The organism is Shewanella sp. Sh95, from assembly GCF_001308045.1.
In the GTDB taxonomy this organism is placed as follows: Bacteria; Pseudomonadota; Gammaproteobacteria; order Enterobacterales; family Shewanellaceae; genus Shewanella; species Shewanella xiamenensis.
The window spans coordinates 91,962-110,795 of sequence record NZ_LGYY01000109.1; the positions used below are offsets into that span (position 1 = coordinate 91,962).

Sequence of the window (18,834 nt, forward strand, 5' to 3'; positions counted from 1 at the left end):
TTTATATTTAAGGTGGATTCGCTTTGATTGAATTATCAACAACTCGACATGTTGATGAGCTATATAACCATATTGAAAATGGAAATAAGCTTATCTTAAGTACTTTTGTTAATGCATTTTCATATTACGATCTTTCTGATGAGATGATTAATGAAATTGATTATTTTTTTTCAGATGGAATTTTACTTACTAAGTTGAATAATTTTTTTCACTCTAGTAAGGTAGATAGAATTAGTTTTGACTCTACCTCTTTAGCTTATCCTTTTTTTAATTTCTGCGCTGATAAGCAACTTAATGTAGCTTTGGTTGGTGCCACTGAGGATGAAATAAAAAATTTTTCTCAATTTATAAAAAGAAAATTCCCTAACATTAATCTTTCATTTGTATCAACAGGTTTCATTAATGACGGAAATAGGCAGCAGATAATAGAGGATTCTTTATTAAGCGATATTTTAATTGCTGGTATGGGGTTTCCTCTCCAGGAAGAATTTTTGTTACATTTAAAGAAATCCCATACAGAATTTAGTCAGCTAAAACTTGCTATAACCTGTGGAGGTTTTTTCTCGCAACATCAAAGTAATGATTATTATCCTAAGCTTATAGATAAGCTTGAGCTAAGGTGGCTTTATAGACTAGTTTTTGCGAAACATGTTCGCAAGAAGGTTATTACAAAGTATCCTATTTTTATTTTAAGGTATATCTATAATGCGTTGTTTTGATTTTTGTTTTACACTTGTCAATATGAATACTACATACAGTTTTGTAGATTATTGTGTATATAAAAGTGGAGTTGTTCAAAAGATTAAGTTGTTTTTAATAAAATTTTTTTCAAAAATCTTATTAAAACTGAAATTTATTGATAACAATAAACACTCTAAGCTTAGAATTTCGGTCTTGAAAGGTTTTTGTTTGGTCGACTTGAAGAGTTTTTCGCGTGAATTTGCATCTATTTTAAATGATAATATAAATGAGGAGATATTTGGAGAGCTGATTTCTTCGCCAACCGGACAAGCCATAATAGTATCTAACTCTCTTCAGTTTGTCATACAAGATTTTCTTGACTTCAAAGGTCTTAAATATACAGTGATAGGTTCAAGTTTACTCGTAAATAACTTTGAAACTTTAGGGCGGTATAGTTTGTATATCCCAGATAAGGGCAAGGTTAAAGTGCTGCTAGAAAATTTTCCTAATATTGTTATAGACGAGTTTTTCACTGATGACTTTGATGCTGATCGCGATCTTGTTGAATACGCAATAAGCTCAAGGTTTGTAAAGGAAGGAAGAGTGGTGTCATGACGTTTCCTGGCGAGTATTATTTCACAAGTCGTTATAACTCAAATTTTTCATCTTTTATTATATACCTTGCAAAATACTGGGGTACAATAATAATTTTTAATCAAATATATTTTGATTTAGAATATACGGCTTGCTATTTTATTTTATTTTATCTTATTAGTATGCTACTTTACTTCTCAATATATGATTACTTTTGTTGTGTAAACGATAATGAACCTGGAGCTGTAACAAAAAGAGACGGTAGATTTGTAACGTTAGGACAAGTTTTCTTCTATGCTATTTTACTTTCTTTGTTAGGTTTTTTTATTTTTGGACTCACTTTCAACTATACCATTGGAGCCTGTATTTTTATTGCAGTAACTTTTTATTTACACAATCGGTTATCTGAGAAGTATAGGGTTGTGACGTATTTTTTATTATATTTTCTTAAACCATTTCTGTTTATTCATAATCTGGAACACGTACTGGTAATTATAATTTTTTCATCTTTATATGCTTTGTCATATATACCTTTTTATTTTGTAAAGAAATTCGGTTTGCAATGGCCTAATTCGTTTTGTAAGGTAATATGCAGTGGGATTTTCCTAAAATGTTTTTTCTTAATGTGTATCATTCCATTTTACTTTGAATTTATATACCTCCTGTTGTGGCAAATATTATTTACGATTTTTGACTTTTTATCGAATAAAAGGTTTAGTTAGTATGCCAAAATGAAATACGCTGTGCTGCTTAATTTACTGAATGGTGCACTTCGGATTTGAATTAATGAGCGCATAAAATTTATCGCTGTTATTGTGGTGCGACTCCTTAGTCAGAATTATTTCACGCGATGTTCTCATTTTTTGAATAAGTAACTTATAATATCTGTTTTAAGCTGGTTTGTTTTTTTGTTACATTCTGTTATCAATTAAGTCTTGCTTGCATTCTGATTAGTGGTTGTCACATGATTAGCTGCAAGTGATGTTTACTAAATGCCTTGAGTCAGGCATGGCAGTTCAATTATGAGGCTCTTAGTACTTTAGTACTTTAGTACTTTAGTACTTTAGTACTTTAGTACTTTAGTACTTTAGTACTTTAGTACTTTAGTACTTTAGTACTTTAGTATTTTTTATACTGAATAATTATTGAGTAGTTTTATGTCTGTAATTTTCGTTGTTTTATTCGTTTTTTTCTTTTCTTTTATCTGTTTGTTTGTATTTCGTAAGGTTGCTCAACGTACTGGCTTAGTTGATAAACCTAATGAACGTAAGCAACACACTGGACAAATTCCCTTAGTAGGTGGGATTTCGGTTTTTGTGACTATGCTGCTTGCCTTACTGTGGTTACCTGAATTGTTGACTTTGCCATATTTGTATATGGGGTGTGCGTTGGCGCTGGTGATAGTGGGGGCCATTGATGACCGCTATGACATCAGTTTTAAGCTGCGTTTGGTGATACAAGCCTTGGTGTCAATTGCAATGATAGTGCTGGGTGAACGTAGTTTACATAATCTTGGGTATTTGATGGGGAGCGAGGCGTTACAAATACCTGAACTTGCTAGCTATGTGCTAACCGTGGTGGCGGTTATTGGTGCTATTAATGCCTTTAATATGGTCGATGGGATTGATGGCTTATTGGGCGGCTTAGCATCCGTCACTTTTGGCGGCTTGGGTTTGCTGTTTTATTGGCATGGCATGGCTAACTTTGCCTTGTTTTGTGCCCTGTTAGTCACCGCCATGTTGCCTTATATCATGCTCAATTTAGGTTTTCCGTTTGGGCGGCGTTTTAAGGTGTTTATGGGCGATGCTGGGAGTATTTTTATCGGTTTTACGGTAATTTGGTTGCTGATTGTTGCAAGCCAAGGTGAGAGAGCAACAGCGATCCGCCCTGTGACTGCGCTATGGTTGATTGCACTACCGCTGATGGATATGGCGTGCATTATGATCCGTCGTATTCGTAAGGGCCAATCGCCATTTAAGCCGGATCGCGAGCATTTACACCATATCTGCCAACGTATAGGTTTGTCATCTTTTCAATCCTTATTGGCTATTTGTGCTGCTGCCACCTTGATGGCGGGAGTTGGCATTTGGTCTGAGCTGGCTAAAGTTGATGAATATATTATGTTTTTTGCATTTTTATTGAGTTTTGCAGCGTATTTTACTGTATTGAGTAATATTTGGCGTATTACAGCTTTTTTAAATCGTCATGTTAAGTTTATGCGTTCAGTTTAGACTTTTCGGGCGGTTAAAAAATGTTGATTTACTGCTTATCTAGCAAATCGCCTCCTGCTATACTCCATTGTCATATTTTTGAAATAGACTTTTTTTAAAGTCGTTTGGCATCAGTTGCTAGTAAAGGAAGAGAGTGATGGAATACCTCATACCGCTTTTGAGTGTTTTTTGTTTAACTTGTGTTGCAATTAAAGTCTTAAATCCTATCGCTCAACGTGTTGGTTTAGTCGATTTACCCAATGAACGTAAGTTGCATGTCGGTGCTATCCCTTTGATTGGTGGCGTTTCTATCTATTGCAGTGTGCTATTGGTTTCGAGCATTGTGATAGAGCAAAGCCAAATCTTTAACCTTTATTTGATATCCGCAGCTTTAATCCTTTTTCTTGGTGTACTCGATGATAAGTATGATCTGTCCGTTCGCGTTCGAATGGCGGCGCAGGTGATTACCGCATCTATTTTAATTTTCGGTGCAGGTCTTTACTTAACGTCCTTTGGTAACATTTTATACTTTTTTGAATTTAAGCTTGGCTATGTTGGTATTTTTGTTACGGTTTTAGCCGTTATCGGTGCGATAAATGCATTTAATATGGTCGATGGAATTGATGGCCTAGCGGGTATGTTAAGCCTAGTGACTTTTGCAGCTTTAGCCATCCTGTTTTATTGGGCTGGTAATGATTGGTTTATGCTGCCTTTGTTGTTTATTGGTGCAATTGTTGGATATTTATTGTTCAACTTGAGATGGCCATTTCAGTCTTTCGATAAGATCTTTATGGGTGATGCTGGCAGTATGTTGATTGGCTTAACCGTTGTTTGGTTGCTAGTGATTGGCACACAAACAGGGAGTCATCTTATGCAAGGTGGCGCAGTATTTTCCCCTGTTACTGCATTGTATTTAATTGCTATTCCACTTATGGATATGGCGGCAATTATGTATAGAAGGGTGAAAAAGGGCATGTCACCTTTTAAGCCTGACCGTGATCATTTACACCATATTTTTGAGCGTGCGGGTTATAACCGTAAGCAAACCTTGATTAGAATTTCCATAGCCTCGTTTTTGCTTGCCATCATTGGTGTGGGTGCTGAGATGGTACAAGTTCCTGAATGGATAATGTTTACCGCTTTTTTGGCTATATTTATCAGTTATAATTGGGCTTTATCGAACGTATGGCAAATTTTGACTTGGGTACGTAAGGACTAGCTTTTAGCTAATTGATTTAATTCTATTTTTAAATGCCAATTCAACTGAATTGGCATTTTTGTTTTTAAGACTTTTTAAGGATGCTGTATGTCTAGGAAGTATTTTGGTACCGATGGTGTGCGTGGCAAGGTGGGTACATTCCCTATAACGCCTGATTTTGCGATGAAGTTAGGTTGGGCGGCTGGCACTGTGCTGGCGTCCACTGGCACTAAAGAAGTGTTGATTGGTAAAGATACCCGCATTAGTGGTTATATGCTGGAATCTGCTATGGAAGCGGGTTTTTCAGCCGCTGGTGTCAATGTGGCTTTGATTGGCCCTATGCCAACGCCTGCGGTGGCATATTTAGCATCTACTTTTAGGGCCGATGCTGGCGTGGTGATCAGTGCTTCCCATAATCCTTTTTATGATAACGGTATTAAGTTTTTTTCAAACACGGGTACTAAGTTAAATGATGCGCAAGAGCTTGAAATTGAAGCGCTATTAGAGCAAGCGCTTAAGCATAATGCATTGCAATGTGTAGCTTCTGAAAAACTGGGTAAAGTGCGTCGCATTGATGATGCTGCCGGTCGTTATATTGAGTTTTGTAAAGGCACCTTCCCGAATCATTTAAGCTTGGCGGGACTAAAGATTGTCGTCGATAGCGCCCATGGCGCGGCCTACCATATTGCACCCAATGTGTATCGCGAGTTAGGGGCCGAGGTGATTAGCATTAACGACAAACCCAACGGCGTGAACATTAACGATCATTGTGGTGCAACACATTTAGATAGCTTGCAATCTGCGGTAATGATCAATGAAGCGGATTTAGGTATTGCGCTCGATGGTGATGCCGACCGAGTCATGTTTGTTGATCATAATGGCCATGTGGTTGATGGTGATGAAATTTTATTTATTCTGGCACAAGCTGCGTTCCAAAAAGGTGAAATGGTCGGCGGTGTGGTTGGTACTTTAATGTCAAACCTTGGTTTAGAACTGGCCCTTAAGCAAATGGACATTCCCTTTGTACGTGCAAAGGTGGGCGATCGTTATGTGGTTGAGCAGCTTAAAGAAACGGGTTGGCAACTGGGCGGCGAAGGTTCTGGGCATATTTTGAGTTTAAAGCATGCTTCAACGGGTGATGGTATTGTGGCGTCCCTGCAGGTACTTAAAGCCATTTTAGAGTCAGGCAAACGTTTAGCCGACATTAAAGCGGGCATGACAAAGTTGCCACAGGTACTTATTAATGTGCGTTTATCATCTGGCAGTGCCGATAGCATTTTGGCTAAAGACAGTGTTAAACAAGCTGTGCTAACCGCTGAGGAAGTTTTAGAAGATAAAGGGCGAGTATTATTACGTAAATCTGGCACTGAACCCTTAATTCGAGTGATGGTTGAATCCACGGACATTGCCTTGACCCAACAACAAGCTGAATATATCGCACAGGCAGTCAAAGCGGCATAAGCGAGGAGCGAGAATTTAGGACGGCCTTCGGCCGCAAGACTCTAGGGCGTTGCTTCGCAACTGCTAGAACGCAGCAAAAAGCGCTGCTGCTAGGAGGCCTTCGGCCCTAGGACGCTCGCAAGCTCGCTCTAGCTTCTACGCCCCTTTGCGGCTACGGAACGTCACTGCGTGGCGCGAGAATTTAGGACGTTGCTGCGCAACTGCTAGGACGCTCGCAAGCTCGCTGCTAGGGGCTAGGAATGCCGCTTTTTGCGATTACAGGTTACGGAACGGGCTGTGCCCTGACGGTGAGTTGAGCTTGGAGCGTTCCGTAATTCGTAATCTGTCAACCGTCAGCACGGCGTTGAGCGTTTTGATGTCTTTAGTCTTTTTTTAGTCTTTTTTATAGTCTTTTTTTAGTCTTTTTTTGGTCTTTAATCTATCGCATGATATGATTTTGGCTTAGTGAATGGGTTTTCTTATTTTCAATTAATCAACTAGGCATCAACCTATGAACATAGAAACAATCAGTTTTTTGAAGAAAAATGCCGCGAGCTTAACCCTCGATGAACCGATGATTATTACTCAAAATGGTGTACCTGCTTACGTTATCGAGTCGGTAGCGGATAGAAATCGACGTGATGAGGCGATAGCTTTACTCAAGCTAGTCAGTTTTGCAAAAAGCGATCAACAAAATGGCCGCACTATGTCATCAAGTGCATTCAAGGAACGCTTGGCGGGTCGTAAAATGGCTTTAAAGGATAATAAGTAGTATGTCTGTGGTAAAACTTGAATATACCAAGACATTTGAAGATACCGTAGATAGTGCTATATCTCACTATTCCCAATGGCATGACGAGATCACTATTATTGAGAGAGTTGAGGCAGTTATTGAGGCATTTGAAGCATCTGTGACGCAAAATCCTTTGAGCCATGCATTATGTCAAGAGTTAGTTGAACTTGGCATTACTCAAGTAAGGCACGCGATAAAAGAGGATTTTAGAATACTGTACGAGGTTAGCTACATTAATGATGAGTCTCTTGTTACTGTGCTACTTTTTTTGAACCAACGACAAAGCATACAGAATCAACTGATCAATCATTGCTTGGTTTATAAGTAATTGCTTGCGGCAGTGAGAATCGAGGACGGTCTTTAGTCACGAGAATCTAGGATACTCACAAGCTGGCTTTAGACTCTAGCTGCGAAGCGCTCTAGCGTTCTTCGAACGTCGCTTTGCTAAGGATGTCGTCACGTTTTTCGCTATTTTGGTATGCGAGTTTTGTACTTTGGGTCACTCGGGTTTGTAAACATTTCATCAAAAGAAAATATTTATGTCATTAATGAGCATCATCAATACTTCGGCTTCAAGTCAATCACGTAACCGCTCGCAAACACTCGAAAAATTGTGGCAAGACTACGAAAAAAAACAATTAAGAAATAAACGTTATCAAACAAAATTAGAGGGTTTTTATCGCGAGTTCACCTCACAATTACTTGAAAAAGAGCAGGCCGTATGTGATGCCTCAGCCCAATGGGTGCGTCATTTATTGACTTTTGTGCCGCGTAAATCCATTAAAGGTCGCCAAAGGGAGGCGCTGCTAGAATGGATTGACGAAGAAATAAGTATTATTGAATCGAACCCGTTTAATCCTATCAATACTCACGAAATACGCGATAGCTTCACTAGCTTGCTTATGGCTTATCAAGCAACCTTGCCTAAGCAAGACATTGGTCAGCACGAGCTTGATGCTTTTCGTGAAGAGTTAGAATCTATGTTTGGCTTTGAGTTGGATATAGACGATGCGCAACTGTCTGAACTCATTGATGAACCGGCGAAGTTCCAGGCATTTTTTGAGCAAAAATTGGCTGAGCAGCACAATAAAGCTTTTGATGACGGCGACGCTGACAATGCGTTTGAGCAAGATGAGGCTGAGTATGATGCCCAAGAGGATGATTTTTTCTTTGAATCGAGTCAACCAGAGCAAGCATTAAGCCTTGAGTTATTTAGCGATAAAACCATGACCAAATTGTATCGACAATTGGCGAATCAATTTCATCCCGATAAAGAGCCTGAGCCCGCTAAAAAGGCGCTGAAAAAAGAGTTGATGCAGCAACTGTCTCAAGCCAAGAAAAGCAAGGATGCTGTCGCTTTGCTGATGTTGGCCCTTGAATATCTACCAGAGTATAAGCTTGAAGCCGATGCAGATATGGTTAAACGTATTGAGGCTGCGTTGCAGGTTAAAATTAGTTTATTAAATCAAGATTATCAATCAATGCAGAATGGTAATGATATTAAAAGTATGATTTGGCAACGTTTTGGTAGTGGTTCAAAAGCATCACGCGCTAGGGAGTTGGCCCAATATGGTGATCATCTCACGATTGAAACTGAAGAGTTACTCGCAAAAGTGACTAAGATCAAAACAGTACAAGCGATACAAAAGGAATTAAACCAACGTAGCCGACGGGGGAGTTTTAACGACATTTTTGATCTTGCTATGTTTAATGACGAAACTTTTGATGAATTTTGGCAATACAAATAGCGCAAGGGGGCTGCTTCGTAACGGCTATGCCGCTGCAAAAAACGCTTCAGGACGCACACAATCGCTCTAGAACGCCACTACGTGGCTCTAGGAACTAGACTCTAGCGGCGAAGTGCTCTAGTGTCCTTTGGATGCCGCTTTGCTAAGGATTACAGCAGGTTAAAAGCGGCTATGGGGCGTCACTACGTAACTCACAGTTTACGAATGACGGTATAAAAGTGGGATCCCCGCATCGATGACAGCACCTGTACTCTTCTTTATCAAGTGTTCTATCTCCTGCATTTGATTACCACTGAGGGGGAATGTCAGATTTTGTGTGGCACAACATTGACCATACGATCGTTCGCTATCTGGCCAGCTTACAATAGACGAGATCGACGGTTACTCGAACTAATAGGTCTACAGATTGTTACTTATAAGGTAATCATCTGAAGACCTATGCCTTGTACGAGTTCAGCCTTAGGTCTTCACTAAGTTACTTATCTGGTAATTTGGTTTAGCTCTGTGGAGCGGTAACGCTGTTACTCATTTGATGTAAAATAATCGTCTTGGCGTCAATTCAAATTGCTTTTCTGGTATTTCGGTGACCACATCTGTTAATCGATTTTAGCGTTGTGATCACCGACTGCTACCGATGATTTCGGGATTTCATCCAACATGTGAATACTTACTTATGGCTCAGAATGTTTTACAGCATGTTTTCGTTGCGCATGAGTTTATCAAACGCGCTGCCATCGTTTCGGGATGCGTTTGCAACATAAGGTGCGTAGACATCAAATAATAACCGTGTATCACTGTGGCCAAGCATTTGTGAGATATACAGTGGATTTTCTAGCGCTGCGATATGCAGCACTGCCGCGGTGTGGCGAGTTTCATAAGCTCGTCGACGTTTCAGTCCCGCTTTAATGAGTGTCGGGTACCATAATTTTTTGCTAACAAAATGGGTATCCAGTGGCGCATCTGATTTGCCCGTAAACACAAAGCCTGATTCTGACAGTGCCAAATTTTTAATGCGTTTAAAGGCATCGTATACCGTGTCACACATCTTAAGATCACGCCGAGATTTTGGTGTTTTCACATCACACACTTCCCCATTCACCCAGTTTTGCCGTATGCGAATTAAGCGGTGACTAAAATCAACATGTTGCCACTCTAATCCATGTATTTCACAGCTGCGCATGCCGGTCCAAAAGCGAATGATGAAGTAATCTTTCCATTCCTGAGGAATGTGGGATAGAAAAAGTTTAACCTCCTTTATGGTCATGGGATGAGACTCAGCCTTTTCTTCTTTAAGTGAGCGATAGCGTCTCAATGGGTATTCAAATTTATATTCTTCTGCAGCGAGGCTCACCATTGAGACGATGGGCCACAGTAAGTTATTAATGCGTCGATTAGATAATTGACGGGTATTATCTGCTTTCAGCATTTGCATTAACTGCTGGCGATAAAAATCAACCTGCGATAGGGTGATCTCATTCATCAATGTATTGCCAAATTGTGGGATCAGATACTTATCTAAAACGTTTTGCATGGTGTTTCTATAGCTATTTTTCCACGTCGCCTTTTTGCGTTCAAACCACTGATAAGCAAAATCATTGAAAAATGGATATTCACGATCAGGATGTTTGTCACGCTGCAACTGCTCAAATTGAGCGACTTTTTTACTTTTGGGAAAATAGTCACGGTATTGAAAGCAGCCTAAATCTATCTCAGCGTTCATTTTTTTGAGCGTAGTTTTGGCAGTAGCAAGGTTTTTAGGTGTGGCCAGCATTTTTGTGCCTTCACGAAAACGGCAGCCATAAAGATGCATGTCGAACTGAATACGCCCATTTGGACGTACACGAATATGAGCCATAGGTGGCCTCCATCAAATAGCACTGTCCCTATCCGATGGAATTCGTTAGAATTTCGCCATCGGCTGGGGGTCTGTTAATAGCGGTTCGCAGCCGGTACGGGGGAGAGTGGTTGCCGCCGCTCTCTCCCAACTGCTTATTTATTAGGTTAACTGCACTTTTACATCGCGCAACTCAACCTGAAATGTCCCTTTCCCAATAGTTGCAGCTTGCCAACTATTGGTTAAAAACACACCTATCAATATAACTAATACTGTTTATTTGTCCAGTACTTTGTTTTAAATTGCTCCGCTTTTTAAATTGACCATTTGCCAATGAAAATTGTTGGGCAATTTAGCGTAAGTTTGTTGCCGTCATTTACCCCACCACACACACAACCACACGTAACCGTATTCAGTTTACTGTTTGAGAGCTTACTTAATCATCGGCAAACCCATATTCATCGATATTGGCTAAATTGCTACTTTTATCTGTGATGTTTTCAGAATGCTTATTGTGCGGTTTAGGTGCTAAATCAGGATGAGTCGTTGGCGAATAAACACGAGCGTTCTTGAGTTTATCTTCTGTTTGGGTTTCTGTCGTGTCGGTGTATTGCGCATGCGACTCCATTTCATTAACAGGGGCATCAATTTCTGCTGGCACATCGCTTGGTTGTTCGGCAAATAAATCAAATTCTCCTTGGCGCGATGGCGGCAAAATGTACCGGTCATCGTAAGTGTTTAGGTATTCGTTTTTTAATTTTAGATAATCTGCTAACAGTGATTGTTCTGATACTAAGTTAAGGCTATCAAACGGTGAGGTATCCTCTGGCTTATCAAAGAAATTAAGTTTCAGTTCACCGGTTTGATTTTGCGTTAACGTAATGCGGATCTCGCCTCCTTTAGCAAAAATTTTCAATTTCATGTCTTTGAGAGTGCGAGGCGAATAAGAAAACAATAATGCGTTGTGATTATGGAGGTGCTTGACACTCACTTCTCGTATGAATTCCCGACGACCTGGGAGCATGCATGAGAATAGTTTGTTTTTGTCAAACAGTAGCATCGCAGTATTGAGCGATCTAACGCTGGTTTCTTTTAAGATCATGTTATTTAACTGTTTGAAATCGTATAAATTAGACGCAAATTCAAGGAGTAACCTGCTCTCCTGCGTTATTTTTTGATGAAATTGATCTATGCCTTCCAGAGAAATACTTTGCGTGTGTTGGTCAGTTTTAAACGTGAGTAGTTCACCCTCTAAACAAAACGCTATGCTGCCTGTTTCAGAGTTCATATACAGCGTTTTAAGTGTTTGGCTCGCGGCCTCAGTCAAGGGGAGGGTATGAGGTAAGTCGATATTGTCTTGTAATCGTTTGGTCGTGACTTCACCATTTTTCTGAAAGCGGATCTCTTTTTCATTTTTTCTAAATTCAACAAAATCAAAGGGTATGAGTGAATTGGTTGAATTGATAATGTCAACAATCGAGCGTCTGTTCAGCTCATGATAAGCACGTTGAGTATTGGCCACCTGATATTGAATATGATTTTCATGAGCATCGTCTAATTCAAAACGGGACATTGGGAAATGTATCGAATCATCAATCTTTTTGTCGTCTCTGAGTAATAAACAATACTCGATATTGATGTATTTACCATTTTTGTACCTGAGTTCAAAAATATACTGATTGGCTAGGGTATTAAACTCTTGCTGCTGCTCTTTCATGCACATGAAAAAATCGAAAGGGATCGAAAATTCGGCGTTCTTCAAACCATGGCCTTTTTCGAGAGGTATTTCGATTTGTCCGTATTGACCAGGGGCACCACCAATAAGGAGCATACGGCTGTTATCGCTGTCGATAAACACACTGATACATGCATCCGAATGATGTTTGTCTAGTGCATTTATCATGTTGATAAACAAGGGGGATTTGCTTTTCGAAATTATTAATTTTGACATAATACTCCTAGTTAGTCTGTTGAAAATGTGAGAGAAACAGCTGTGTTTGTTGAATGACAAATTGCAGATCCACTAACTTAGCGTGCTGCTTATGAGGGTTTAGTTTGGTTTCACTCAATTTGGGCGTCAGAGTGATGGTCAGTTCGCTTTGACCAACAGGTTGTTTTTGAAGCGTTATTGTTTCACCCGATTGAGCAAAATGGTCTTTTAACCTGTTTAATAGAATGTCGATTTTTGTTTTTCTATTCACGGTTAACACAAAGCTGGGCGCTAACCAGCGCCACAGTGGCTGACGAAATACTGCTGCAAAATGTCGTGCATTTTTGACATTACACGCCAAGGTTAATGTTAATGCTGGATGTATGCCGTTGCTTAGCACGATTGCTGGCAAATTACTGAGTGCTGTGATTTGCGCTTTGGTCATTGGCAAGAATTGATATTTGCCTGGAGATTGCGAGATTTGGCTTAATAACGGCCAGTTAACCTCTTTTACTTTTCGCATTTCAAGAAATAGATATTGAAGAAAGTCATGAGAAATTTTGTTGGCGTTACCAAGCCATTTTTGATGATACTTGACGGTGTCTTGTGCAATCGAGACTGTATGAAAATCGCTGAGCGGCTTTTGGGCGACACTATTTTTATTCGTCTTAAATAGATGTTGTCTCAGTGCTGTCTCTGTGAGTAAGACGTGGTTTTGACGCTTCTGGTTAATGTCTTTTGCTTGGTAATCAGGGCTGATTAAAGCGAGTTGACGTGATAGATCATTTGAGTCGTTTTTTAACCCCAGCAAATATCGCAATTCACTATGCGAGAATTCTCGAGGCTGTGATTCACCAAAGCCTGGCCGATAGAATGGGTAAAGCCAGTCTATATCGTGCAGATAGGACCATCGAGTTGTTGCATAGTACTCGTGTCCGATTTGACGAGTCATTTCATCTAACAAAATCCCATCATTGCACAGTGAAAATGGTTGCCCTTCAAGCCAATAGTCAAATCGCGCAGCAAGCACGTCATCATGGAGTAAGCGTTTCATTTGCTCTGTATTCGTGGTTTGCTCTGGCGGCAGATTGTATGCAAGGTGTAGTGCTTGCAGCATAAATAAATGTACACCGCTATGACGCAGGTGATGAAACCGCGCTTGCTGGCCGCATATTGCTTTGATGCATTTAGTGACAGGTAATAAGTATTGCAACTGCCGTGAATGGTATGGCTCTTCTGTGAAGCCGATCAAATGCTGGTGAGGTTCACAAAGTTCACTGTTTTTTATCACAATTCTGACTAGAATTGCGAATTCTTCCGGTATGACGGTATAGACAACGCGTGAATGTCTGCTTTTGGTCGTCCCCTCCTTAGTATTTGTGATATTGAAACGAAACAATTGTTTATTCGCTGGATCAACAAATACATCCTTTAAACGAAGACGCAGTAACTCTCCTCGGCGCAACATTGCGAAATAGCTGATAATGACAGTGACTGCGCAAAATAACCTCTGCAATAACCCCCCGGAGGGCGGCGCGATGAGCTTTGCGACGATTTCATGCAACTGTTCTATTGAGATCCGAAATGGATCAACACCTGGAGGGCTGAGTGGTGGTTCGAACTGGCTAATGTCTAAATGGTCTGTGAGTGATTGGTGACGCATAAAGCGAAAAAAATACAGCATGATCAGTTGCTCTGTTTCAGTCGCTAAATTGTCATAAATGTTGTGGCTCCATTGTTGTAGTAGTTCTTGGTCTATTGCTTGGTCATAACTGAGCGGGCTCGTGAGTTTTAATTGAATATTGCAGTATTTTTTGATGGTGCTGTCTGCGAGTTTTTGCTTTTTTACCCCACCGAAATTGATGAGTTCTAACGTGTATCGATAGAGCATTGTTGGCAGGATATTGTCTACAGGCCAATGACTAAGGTCATGGACACATTCTGTAATCTTATTGCGATTATTTTGCAGTTCGAGGTGCGGCCATTTCTTCGAGGCTTGATTGGCTTTAGGTATTGCGGTAACTGCCATTTCGTCATAATCGATGCCATAAATTCTCACTAATTGTCGTTGTTGGTCCTTCTTGTCAACCGAGACTAAAGGGGTTGCGACATGACGTTCTGGGTAACTAATATCTTTTAAGAATGTAGGAACGACATGATCGCGATAGTGCCAAACGGCTTGAAAAAGGTGCTGGTAATGACGAGAGACCTGAGTTGATATGGAGAATGACGTTAATAAGGTTTCTAATCTTTTTAGCAACTGCTTTTCAGTTAGCTTGCTATGCGAATATGCCTGATATTCCATCAATGATTGATAGACAAATAAGGGCAGGTGATACCGGCTTGATTGCGGTAGATCGTCTTGGTTTGATGACTTGTCTAAGTGTTTGATATTCAGATATGTTTGTCTTTCAATATGCTGAATACTTTCTTTGTCGTTAATGATGTTGACGAGATGTGCAATGGTTAGTGGCGCAATTTCAAGTGCAATAATCAATGCCATAAACTCAGCTGACAGTGCGGAGCGCTGTTGCAAGAACTGAGCTTTGACGTTTTCATACTCTGCTTGCAGTTTAAATGCATCATTTGCTTGAGCGGTGATGCGTTCATACCATCTTAAATCAGGATCTGGCCAAGGCAGCTTTTCAACTCCAGGAGTTTGCCACTTCAGTACTTCTTTGAGGTAGACAATAATGGCTTCTAGCGCACTTTTATAGTGACGTTGCTTGCCTGTAGGAACCGAGCTAATGATTTTATTGATGACTTGTAAATCTTGAAGAGTGATTTCACGCCTTTGGGGTTGGCAGATTGATATGTTAGTCGGCTTTTGAGCTGAAAGGTTTGAGGCTTTGAGTGTTGGGTTCGGCCACTGGCTGATCACCCAGCTAATGGCATCTATGCCAGCGTTTGACAAGCCCTGACGTTGGTGATAATTGTAAATCTCAACAGGGTTTAATTTGTTGAATAAACTAGACATATTTCAACTCCTTTAACCCGTATCGAGCCGGCAGACTATCAAGAAATAAGTCTTGTTGTTTTATGCTTGCTGGAAATGTATGGTCACTGCCCAGATGTTCACCGTACTCCGCGTGTCCCATTAAGCGATCAATTTGGTGTGTTGTCAGTTTATGTATAATGCTGGTAGCGGCACTTTGCGCAAATTGATGACGCAACACATAGGGGACAATGCCATTGGCTCTTTGATGTAAAAATTGTCGCAGCGATTTTGCTGATATTGCAGTCGCTTGATTATTTGCATCATATAAACTCCATGCCCAGGGAAGAGCATTGCTCAAATTCAGCTTCAAACTGAGTTTTTGTTGCAGCGTGGTGTAATGCAGAATTTGTTGTCTCAGATAGTCACAAATTCTGATTTCGCGTTGAAAGCCTTTATCAGATACTGTCGTGCGGCGGTAATCATAGTGTGATTGTTTATTGATAGAGATAGCATGGGTAGGGCGCATGCCCGTAAGCAGTATAAATAACAGCGCAGTATGGTTAGCGCAGAGATTGTGATAATGAATTAAAGCGGCTTGACCAGCTTTGTTTTCAGGCTTAGATGAAGTTATCTCGTCATGAAGATGACGAAAAATCGCAACAATCTCACTCTCGGGTATAAGTCGACTACTGCCGTAGCACACAGACTCGTCTGCGTATTTTTCTAAGTCGTCACCAACCCATTTACTATGAAAACTCACACCCACTTTTGAGCTTGTAATGTCAGCAGGAATGTTTCTTTTGGCGTTATCATTTAATAGCGAAATGTTGGGAAGTGTGGCTTTACCTACTTTTGAACTCGACGAGAATGTGAGTGTCAGCAGTTTGCTCACACCTAGAGAGTTTGCATGAGTGAATAATCGACTGAGATACCGATCTTGTGCGTGAAATAGCTCAGCGCGAACTTGTTCACTGTTTTTTTGCTGATAAACCGCGGCATGGCGATGGTGCCGTATATCAGTAGGTAATAATAATGATTTAGTTAAACTAGACAGTTTATTATCTGTGCGAATACAACTTGTTATGTACTTAAAAAACAATTGCTTTCTTATTGCTGGAAAGTGTTCGATCTCAGCAGGTTTTCGCCATTTGGCCATGAGCAGATTAAGCAATTGTTGTTTTTCAGCTGCCGTTAGCCATGAAACGTTATAGCTGTGATTGCTAACGAAGGGTTTGAAAATGTGGATTAAGCTATTAGGGATGGGTTGCCATTCGAATTTTTTCTCGCCGTTTTGAGTAATGGTTGCACGCGCGTAATAGGTCCAGGACTTGCCATCCTCAAACTTATGATTTTTGAATCGATGTGCTTCGCATGTATCACTGTTTTTCACTTTGTGGCAGTCGGGAATATCATCTACTGTGAGAGGCTTTTCATTGGCGTGCAGGAGAAAGTCATCTAACTGCTGAGTAAGCCACAAATACAACAAAACAACTAATAATTTGCCTGAGTTGGTTTCATGACTCTGTTTTTCGGCTTGGTAAAACATCTTCATTAACGCTGTGTTAGTACCGAGTCTATCGGGCATGACACCGCCGGAATTTTTTAGTCTATTACTTTTAGCATTAGCTTGTAGCTTTCCCATTACTCATATCCTTTTCCGATATCTGAGGTATGAATCGCACTGGGAGAGAGTTGCGTTAAGTGAGCTAGTTGCATTTTAGATACAACTGGGGATTCTGCTTGTTTTGCAGCTTGAATTTGATGAGCCTGCGTAATACGGCATCGTGCAGACTTTGGGTAAGATAATGAAGGTGTAAGCGTGTTTAATGTGCTGATGACATGTGGAATAGTGCTTTCATTTAACGCTACTTGAAGTGCAACAAAAGAGGCGGAGGTGCGGTTCTGCGGGACACACTGTTTAACCTTTTCATTTGCCCGCAGTCTCACAAGTGCTGGGTGTTGGTGCTGTGAAAATAAATTGGGCAGTACTTTTTTAGATTTCTCGATACTCATAACCAAGCTCCAACGTCCAAGCCTTTAGATTAAATCACAAAAAAATGGTAAATATCTTCAATTCATGAGCTAGTTTTGTCACAGGAATAGTTTTTTATTTATGTTTTTTTAATTTTAAGTTTTTTAATTGGCCTATTGAGTGCATTTAAGCAGTTGCATTAATCATGTTGCTTCCAGTTGTTGACACTATTTATTATTTATATTCTGGTTGTAAGGTGACTATTTATCCCGTTATTCCATAAAATCCTGCCCATCAGAAGAATAAGATGATAAGTACGGCTTTGGTAAGCGTATTTGTGCATCTTAAATCATCAGTTCTATCTTGGGAATAGGTTGGAGTGCGTTTATTGGTTAGAACTACAGAGGCAATTTGCTAACATTGAATTCTACTCTTTGTGAAAATTAAATTGGACTGTTATCTATTTTGTTGTGGCTTTTGTGAGATGAAGTTTTTTAAGGTTACAAAATAAAGTTTTCTATGGTTACAGAATAAAGTTTTCTATGGTTACAGAATAAAGTTTTTCAAGGTTACAAAAAAAATTTTTAAGATTGTAGGATTTAAAGTGTCACTCTGAAATTTTAAAGAACATTAAATGTAAAATGCCTAATAGTGTTGAGATGGACTAGGTTTTCGTGAAAACGCTAAAGAAGAAAGGGTAAATTTAGCGTATAACAAACTGATCTATATGGCTCATAACTATCTTGAAGTCATTGATATTTCCGTTGAAAATGACATCTATTGGCCTTGTGCCATTAAAAGGTTCATTATGGTTGACCATGTTCATAAACCCATAAATATTTTCAGGGTTACTAAAAAACGCACTTAACCCAGCGTGAATATTCAGTATATAGCTGATCCGTACTATTTGGTCTTGACTGAAGTTCACCTTTTCAATATCAAGGTTGTTATACTTTTCAGGTAACTTTAGCAAAGTCTGAATTTGCTGCTGGTTGCAGTTCCATTTTTCCAATATCAGCAAGGCAGCTCTCATTCCAACCCTTACTGAGGTGGATTCGTTACAATTTATTCTTTGCATACTCTTTCCTCTGTATTAATCTAATAGCTTGTTACGTTGTAAAATTGAATCTTAAGCTTAAACCGATGTTTAGAGTTCTAGTTCTTAAGTTCCTATACCGCAAACCTAATGAAGGAATGCTCATTTTTAACATGAACGACTAGATTGAAGTCAGTTTACATTGATATCTCATACATAGAGAACGTATGTCAATGTATGCTTCATGAATTCAGTGTTATACTGGCTTTGTTTCCTAAATCAGTTGAACTAAAACCATAGCTGGTGATCTGATCGGCATAGCCTATCAACTCACCCATCAATCGTGTCAAAACCTCGCTATAAAACAACTAACTGGAAGCAATACAATCAAGCCTTAATTAATCGTGGCTCACTTACCTTCTGGATTGATGAGGACGCTATCGCCCAGTGGAAAGCTAAG

14 protein-coding genes and 1 pseudogene are annotated in these 18,834 nt (G+C 39.8%); 9 read left to right on the forward strand and 6 right to left on the reverse strand.

Features of this window, described 5'->3' with window-relative positions; translation table 11 throughout:
* Positions 1 to 23 precede the first annotated feature (23 nt).
* The 8 genes from AEA42_RS08415 to AEA42_RS08455 all read left to right on the forward strand — a co-directional run bounded on the left by AEA42_RS08415 (position 24) and on the right by AEA42_RS08455 (position 8,664).
* A complete protein-coding gene (locus AEA42_RS08415) occupies positions 24 to 719 on the forward strand; it encodes a WecB/TagA/CpsF family glycosyltransferase (protein WP_055647490.1) in 696 nt (231 codons plus the stop codon).
* The gene (locus AEA42_RS08420) at positions 706 to 1,296 is read left to right on the forward strand and encodes a haloacid dehalogenase-like hydrolase (protein ID WP_055647491.1); all 591 of its coding nucleotides are present in this window, start codon (positions 706 to 708) and stop codon (positions 1,294 to 1,296) included. The genes AEA42_RS08415 and AEA42_RS08420 overlap by 14 nt, the downstream gene beginning before the upstream one ends.
* A 1,136-nt stretch (positions 1,297 to 2,432) precedes the next feature.
* Positions 2,433 to 3,506, forward strand: coding sequence for a UDP-N-acetylglucosamine--undecaprenyl-phosphate N-acetylglucosaminephosphotransferase (gene wecA / locus AEA42_RS08430; protein WP_055647493.1), 1,074 nt, complete (start codon positions 2,433 to 2,435; stop codon positions 3,504 to 3,506).
* A gap of 136 nt (positions 3,507 to 3,642) precedes the next feature.
* A complete protein-coding gene (gene wecA / locus AEA42_RS08435; RefSeq protein WP_055647494.1) occupies positions 3,643 to 4,704 on the forward strand; it encodes a UDP-N-acetylglucosamine--undecaprenyl-phosphate N-acetylglucosaminephosphotransferase in 1,062 nt (353 codons plus the stop codon).
* A gap of 87 nt (positions 4,705 to 4,791) precedes the next feature.
* A complete protein-coding gene (glmM, locus tag AEA42_RS08440; protein ID WP_055647495.1) occupies positions 4,792 to 6,144 on the forward strand; it encodes a phosphoglucosamine mutase in 1,353 nt (450 codons plus the stop codon).
* A gap of 490 nt (positions 6,145 to 6,634) precedes the next feature.
* Positions 6,635 to 6,895 (forward strand): type II toxin-antitoxin system Phd/YefM family antitoxin, encoded by a 261-nt coding sequence (locus tag AEA42_RS08445; RefSeq protein ID WP_055647496.1) that lies wholly within the window; start codon positions 6,635 to 6,637, stop codon positions 6,893 to 6,895.
* Between the two features lies 1 nt (position 6,896).
* Positions 6,897 to 7,244, forward strand: coding sequence for a type II toxin-antitoxin system RelE/ParE family toxin (locus AEA42_RS08450; protein WP_055647497.1), 348 nt, complete (start codon positions 6,897 to 6,899; stop codon positions 7,242 to 7,244).
* A 211-nt stretch (positions 7,245 to 7,455) separates the two neighbouring features.
* Positions 7,456 to 8,664: a J domain-containing protein gene (locus AEA42_RS08455; protein WP_055647498.1), complete on the forward strand. Its 1,209-nt coding sequence runs from the start codon at positions 7,456 to 7,458 to the stop codon at positions 8,662 to 8,664.
* A gap of 688 nt (positions 8,665 to 9,352) precedes the next feature.
* Here AEA42_RS08455 and AEA42_RS08460 read toward each other — a convergent pair.
* From AEA42_RS08460 to AEA42_RS08485, 6 genes are all read right to left on the reverse strand, one after another.
* Positions 9,353 to 10,519, reverse strand: a complete 1,167-nt coding sequence (locus AEA42_RS08460; protein ID WP_055647499.1) for a DUF3596 domain-containing protein — start codon at positions 10,517 to 10,519, stop codon at positions 9,353 to 9,355.
* A 415-nt stretch (positions 10,520 to 10,934) separates the two neighbouring features.
* Positions 10,935 to 12,449 carry a hypothetical protein gene (locus AEA42_RS08465; RefSeq protein WP_055647500.1) on the reverse strand — a complete coding sequence of 505 codons (1,515 nt, stop codon included), beginning with the start codon at positions 12,447 to 12,449 and terminating at the stop codon, positions 10,935 to 10,937.
* 7 nt (positions 12,450 to 12,456) lie between these two features.
* Positions 12,457 to 15,405 carry a hypothetical protein gene (locus AEA42_RS08470; protein WP_055647501.1) on the reverse strand — a complete coding sequence of 983 codons (2,949 nt, stop codon included), beginning with the start codon at positions 15,403 to 15,405 and terminating at the stop codon, positions 12,457 to 12,459.
* The gene (locus AEA42_RS08475) at positions 15,398 to 17,008 is read right to left on the reverse strand and encodes a site-specific integrase (protein WP_055647502.1); all 1,611 of its coding nucleotides are present in this window, start codon (positions 17,006 to 17,008) and stop codon (positions 15,398 to 15,400) included. The genes AEA42_RS08470 and AEA42_RS08475 overlap by 8 nt, the downstream gene beginning before the upstream one ends.
* Entirely contained in the window at positions 17,008 to 17,379 is a 372-nt protein-coding gene (locus tag AEA42_RS08480; RefSeq protein WP_055647503.1) for a hypothetical protein, read from the reverse strand. The genes AEA42_RS08475 and AEA42_RS08480 overlap by 1 nt, the downstream gene beginning before the upstream one ends.
* Positions 17,380 to 18,041: 662 nt before the next feature.
* Entirely contained in the window at positions 18,042 to 18,416 is a 375-nt protein-coding gene (locus tag AEA42_RS08485) for a hypothetical protein (protein WP_055647504.1), read from the reverse strand.
* A gap of 301 nt (positions 18,417 to 18,717) precedes the next feature.
* Here AEA42_RS08485 and AEA42_RS22225 point away from each other — a divergent pair.
* A pseudogene (locus AEA42_RS22225) lies at positions 18,718 to 18,834 on the forward strand (IS5/IS1182 family transposase); the annotation flags it as partial.

Coding starts and splice junctions, on each gene's coding strand:
- AEA42_RS08445 (WP_055647496.1), top strand. CDS start 6,635: ATGAACATAGAAACAATCAGTTTTTTGAAGAAAAATGCCGCGAGCTTA.
- AEA42_RS08485 (WP_055647504.1), bottom strand. CDS start 18,416: ATGCAAAGAATAAATTGTAACGAATCCACCTCAGTAAGGGTTGGAATG.
- wecA (WP_055647494.1), top strand. CDS start 3,643: ATGGAATACCTCATACCGCTTTTGAGTGTTTTTTGTTTAACTTGTGTT.
- AEA42_RS08475 (WP_055647502.1), bottom strand. CDS start 17,008: ATGGGAAAGCTACAAGCTAATGCTAAAAGTAATAGACTAAAAAATTCC.
- AEA42_RS08465 (WP_055647500.1), bottom strand. CDS start 12,449: ATGTCAAAATTAATAATTTCGAAAAGCAAATCCCCCTTGTTTATCAAC.
- AEA42_RS08480 (WP_055647503.1), bottom strand. CDS start 17,379: ATGAGTATCGAGAAATCTAAAAAAGTACTGCCCAATTTATTTTCACAG.
- AEA42_RS08420 (WP_055647491.1), top strand. CDS start 706: ATGCGTTGTTTTGATTTTTGTTTTACACTTGTCAATATGAATACTACA.
- AEA42_RS08450 (WP_055647497.1), top strand. CDS start 6,897: ATGTCTGTGGTAAAACTTGAATATACCAAGACATTTGAAGATACCGTA.
- wecA (WP_055647493.1), top strand. CDS start 2,433: ATGTCTGTAATTTTCGTTGTTTTATTCGTTTTTTTCTTTTCTTTTATC.
- AEA42_RS08455 (WP_055647498.1), top strand. CDS start 7,456: ATGTCATTAATGAGCATCATCAATACTTCGGCTTCAAGTCAATCACGT.
- AEA42_RS08470 (WP_055647501.1), bottom strand. CDS start 15,405: ATGTCTAGTTTATTCAACAAATTAAACCCTGTTGAGATTTACAATTAT.
- AEA42_RS08460 (WP_055647499.1), bottom strand. CDS start 10,519: ATGGCTCATATTCGTGTACGTCCAAATGGGCGTATTCAGTTCGACATG.
- glmM (WP_055647495.1), top strand. CDS start 4,792: ATGTCTAGGAAGTATTTTGGTACCGATGGTGTGCGTGGCAAGGTGGGT.